This window comes from Kitasatospora sp. NPDC059817 (assembly GCF_042731835.1).
Classification (GTDB): Bacteria; Actinomycetota; Actinomycetes; order Streptomycetales; family Streptomycetaceae; genus Kitasatospora.
In genome coordinates, this window is the sequence record NZ_JBHWIR010000345.1 from 1 (window position 1) to 4,056 (window position 4,056).

5 protein-coding genes and 1 pseudogene are annotated in these 4,056 nt (G+C 72.2%); 2 read left to right on the forward strand and 4 right to left on the reverse strand.

What is annotated here, in order from left to right:
• Positions 1-100: 100 nt before the first annotated feature.
• From ACFV61_RS34890 to ACFV61_RS34905, 4 genes are all read right to left on the reverse strand, one after another.
• Positions 101-1,360 carry a TolB family protein gene (locus ACFV61_RS34890; protein WP_380496117.1) on the reverse strand — a complete coding sequence of 420 codons (1,260 nt, stop codon included), beginning with the start codon at positions 1,358-1,360 and terminating at the stop codon, positions 101-103.
• Between the two features lie 236 nt (positions 1,361-1,596).
• Positions 1,597-2,367 carry a lysophospholipid acyltransferase family protein gene (locus ACFV61_RS34895; protein WP_380346447.1) on the reverse strand — a complete coding sequence of 257 codons (771 nt, stop codon included), beginning with the start codon at positions 2,365-2,367 and terminating at the stop codon, positions 1,597-1,599.
• Positions 2,368-2,635: 268 nt separating this feature from the next.
• Positions 2,636-3,061, reverse strand: coding sequence for a DUF4395 domain-containing protein (locus tag ACFV61_RS34900; protein WP_063350143.1), 426 nt, complete (start codon positions 3,059-3,061; stop codon positions 2,636-2,638).
• A gap of 41 nt (positions 3,062-3,102) precedes the next feature.
• Positions 3,103-3,363, reverse strand: a complete 261-nt coding sequence (locus ACFV61_RS34905; protein WP_380496119.1) for a hypothetical protein — start codon at positions 3,361-3,363, stop codon at positions 3,103-3,105.
• Here ACFV61_RS34905 and ACFV61_RS34910 point away from each other — a divergent pair.
• A complete protein-coding gene (locus ACFV61_RS34910; protein ID WP_063351571.1) occupies positions 3,266-3,679 on the forward strand; it encodes a thioredoxin family protein in 414 nt (137 codons plus the stop codon). The two genes, ACFV61_RS34905 and ACFV61_RS34910, sit on opposite strands and share 98 nt — an antisense overlap.
• Positions 3,680-3,943: 264 nt before the next feature.
• Positions 3,944-4,056: pseudogene (locus ACFV61_RS34915) on the forward strand (electron transfer flavoprotein subunit beta); the annotation flags it as partial.

Below are 4,056 nucleotides of genomic sequence, written 5' to 3' on the forward strand. Positions count from 1 at the left end.
ACTGCAGGGGGGACCCTGTGGGAGAGTAGGACGCCGCCGAACAATCATTCACAGAGAACCCCCATCCGGGAAACCGGATGGGGGTTCTTTGCGTTGTGGTTCATTCGTCCTGGAGTTCTTCGTCCTCTTCCCACCGCCGTGATTGTGCCTGGGCCGACGCCCGGCCATCGGGTTGAGGCGGTACCGCCGCCGTGCCCCACGCCGGTCGGGTCAGCCAGGCGTCCCTGTCGTGGGTGAGCCGGGCGATGCCCGTCCCGTCCGGCCGCATGGTGTAGAGGTCGGCCCCGGAGCCGGCGGGGTCCTGGGCGAAGACGATGGACTTGCCGTCGGGCGCGTAGGCGGCGGTGCCGTAGAAGACGTCGGACGGGGCGGGGGTCAGCGCGCCGATGGCGGTGCCGTCGGGGTGGACGGTGTAGATGCCGCCGCCGGGGGCGTCGGCGCGGCCGGCCGGGTGGGTGGTGAAGAGGATCTGGGTGCCGTCGGGGGACCAGTTGGCGCGGTCTCCGGCGCGCAGTTCCCAGGGGGTGAGTTGCCGGAGCCCGGTGCCGTCCGCGGCGACGACGTAGATGGCGCGGCTGTTGGCGGGCTGACCGGTGGCGTTGGTGCGGTACTCGAAGGTGAGTTGCTTGCCGTCGGGGGACCAACTGGGGTTGCTGACCTGCCCGGAGTACGGCTTGTCGTTGGTGAGGAAGGTGAGCCGCTGGACGTCGGTGCCGTCGGGGCTCATCAGGTAGAGGTCCGAGTACTGGACCTGGTATTTGTCGGCCGGGTCGAGGGCGCCCCAGGAGCGGCTGAAGGCGAGTTGCTTGCCGTCGGGCGAGTAGGCGGGGGCGCGTTCGTCCTCGTTGGCGCAGTCGGCGGTGCCGGTCTCGCAGAGCTGGCCGATCTGCTGGGCTCCGTCGCCGGTGTTGGCGACCGTCCAGAGGCGGGCGGCGCCGCTCCGTGGGTCGGTCCGGTCGAAGGCGATCGTGCTGCCGTCCGGGGACCAGTCGGGGCGGTCGTCGCGGGTGCGGTCGGGCGGCTGGGTGACCTGGTGCCAGTTGGTGCCGTCGGGTGCGAGGGTCACGATGGCGCTGGTGGTGCGGGCGGCGTCGAGGAATTCCCCGCCGACGATCAGGCCGTTGTGCGCGGGGGCCGCAGGCGTTCCGGCGGCGGCGCCGACCACGCCGGGGCTCGCGGCGGCGGTCGGCGACTCGGGTGCGGTGGAGGGGGCGTCCGCCTGGATCTCGGACAGGGGGATCTCACCGGGTTCGGCGCCGCACCCGGTGAGCAGGGCGCTCAGCAGCAGAAGGCCCGCACCGGCGCTGGCGCGGGTGCGGGCCTCGGGTGTGGACCTGGGGGACTGCCCTGTGCGGGTCATCCGTGTCATATCCGCTCCGACCTTTCCGACCTCTCCGGCGTTCGCTCCGTCTCCGATGCTGGACGAAGGACCCTCAAAGGGGCTGTCACTGTGTCAGACGGGGAGCGTCGGCGACCGGGCGACACGCGACGCCTGGCGTTCGGTCGGTCACACGGAGTAGAAGGTCTCGCGGAGTGGCGAAGTGGAGCGCCGGTGCGGGGTGGAACAGGGGCGAGGTGGAACCCGGGCGGGGCCGGTCAGCCCCGGGCGGCGCGGCGCTCGGCCTTGGCGAGGGCCTCCGCCTCGTCCTCGGCCTCGGCGACCTCCAGGGTGGGCGCGGTGCCGTCGAGGTGGGTGGGCAGCCACCAGGTGTCGTCCGGGCCGGAGGGCTTGCCGGGATACTCGCGCTGGGCCTGGTCGAGCATCTCGCTCATGGCCGCGCGCAGCCGTCTGGTGACCATGACGGGCTTGTCGTCCGGGCCGAGGTGAATCGGTTCGCCGATCATGATGGTGACGGGGACGTGGCGCTTGGTCAGGGTCTTCGGGCGGCCCTTGGTCCAGAGCTGCTGGGTGCCCCAGAGGATGACGGGCAGCAGCGGGGTGCCGGAGTCGGCGGCCATCCGGGCGGCGCCGGTCTTGAACTTCTTCAGCATGAACGAGCGGCTGATGGTCGCCTCGGGGAACACCCCGACGACCTCGCCGGCCTTGAGGGCGCGCACGGCGGCCTCGTACGCGGGCTGCCCGTCGGTGCGGTCGACCGGGATGTGCTTCATGCCGCGCATCAGCGGGCCGGAGACCCGGTGCTTGAAGACGTCGTCCTTGGCCATGAAGCGGGTCTTGCGCTTGCCGCCGCGGTAGGCGCCGAGGCCGGCGAAGAGGAAGTCCAGGTAGCTGATGTGATTGCTGACCAGTACGGCTCCGCCCCTGGCGGGGATGTTCTCGGCGCCTACGATCTTGATCCGCACGTCGAGCGCACGGAAGGCGGTGAGTGCGGCGCCGATCACCGGCGGGTACACGAACTCTGCCACGGTCAGTCCTGACTTCCACGGGCCGGAGCCCGGTACGGCGGGTACCCGTGTCGCTGAGTGGGGGCCGACCGGAGCGCGGCACGCCGCGGCGGTCACGGGTGATTCACGGAGATGATCCCCCGAACGAGTGCCTGCTGTCACCTGAGCCGTGCGGTCAAGCGGATATTCGCGGTGTGATCTCCGTGATGAGTTCGGGTGGGAACTTTTCCCTCCCCGGCGACCTGGAGGCCCGGTCCGTCCCGAAGGCCCAGGGGCCCCAGGGCTGCGGTCAGGCTCCGGCGCCGAGGCGCCCCTGGGCGCGCCGGACGAGGGGGTAGATCTCGCGGCCGAGGCAGTAGCCGAACGCGGCGTTGAGGAAGGCCGCGGCCAGGGCGACGGCCGTGGCGAGTAGGCCGAGCCAGGCCACCCCGGTGAGGAAGCCGAGGGCGCCGACGGCGGCGAACACCAGGCCGACTCCCTGCGCGAAGCGGGGCGGCCGCTCGTCCTCGGTCTCGGAGGGCGGGGTCAGCCGGGGGAGGAGGAAGGCCTGGTAGAGCCAGCCGTAGGGGGAGAGCCGCAGGCCGCCGAACGCGCCGAGTGCGAAGACGAGGGCCTGGACGGCCAGCAGCACGTCGCTGCCGGTGATGAGGGCGGCGGCCAGGACGACCGAGGTGAGCGCGGCGGCGAAGCGGGGACCGCGAGGGTCGATCTGCACGAGGGCTCCGGGAGGGTCGCGACGGGCGGCGGCGGGGCGCGTCAGCGACAGCGGGTGGTGGTGGCCCGGCCCAGGTCGACGACGCGGCGGGAGGTCAGCAACGGCGGTGCGGTGCGGTCGGATTCCACCCGGCGATCGTACGCGGGCCCGGCCCGGTGGTCGACCTCCCTTTCGGGGCCCGGGGCCGCTGCCGCAGACTGGGGGATGGCCGGGTTGGTGGTGTGCGTCGTCGTGCCGGCGCCGGCGACCGCCTCCTGGCTGCTACGGGTACGGCGCGACGGGAGGCTGAGGGTGCGCACCAACGGCGGGGCGGTACGGCTGTCGGAGGCGGAGCTGGGCGGGGCGCTCGGCGAGCGGGCGACGCTGGTTCAGTTCTCGACGGCGTTCTGTCAGCCGTGCCGGGCCACCCGCCGGGTGCTCGCGGAGGTGGCCGGCATGGTCGACGGGGTGGCGCACGTAGAAGTGGACGCCGAGGAGCGGCTGGAGCTGGTCCGCCGGCTGGAGATCCTGCGCACGCCGACCGTCCTGGTGCTGGACGGGGGTGGCCGGGTGGTGCGTAGGGCGGCCGGACTGCCGCGCAAGGTGGACGTGATCGCGGCGCTCGGCGAGACGGTGTGAGCCGGGGCCCCGGCGGTCCTGTGGCGGATATGTAGCCCGATCAGGTGGTGTCGGGGTTGCCCTGGGGCAGGATGGGCGCAGACGGAAGTGCAGCCGCCCGGCCTAAGCTACTGGCCAGTAGTGACCACTGGACTACTGCCGAGTATGCTGCCAGGAAGTTCCGGACCGGCACGGGAACTCGCTGCCCGGAGCGGGTGCGCACCGTGTTCGCGCCCCGCTTGCACAGCCGCAGCCGCCGGACGAGACCAGTACAGGAGACAGGCCGTGAGCTTGAGGATCGTTGTCTGTGTGAAGTACGTGCCGGACGCGACGGGTGACCGTCGGTTCGCGGACGACCACACCACCGACCGGGAGGGTGTGGACGGCCTTCTGTCGGA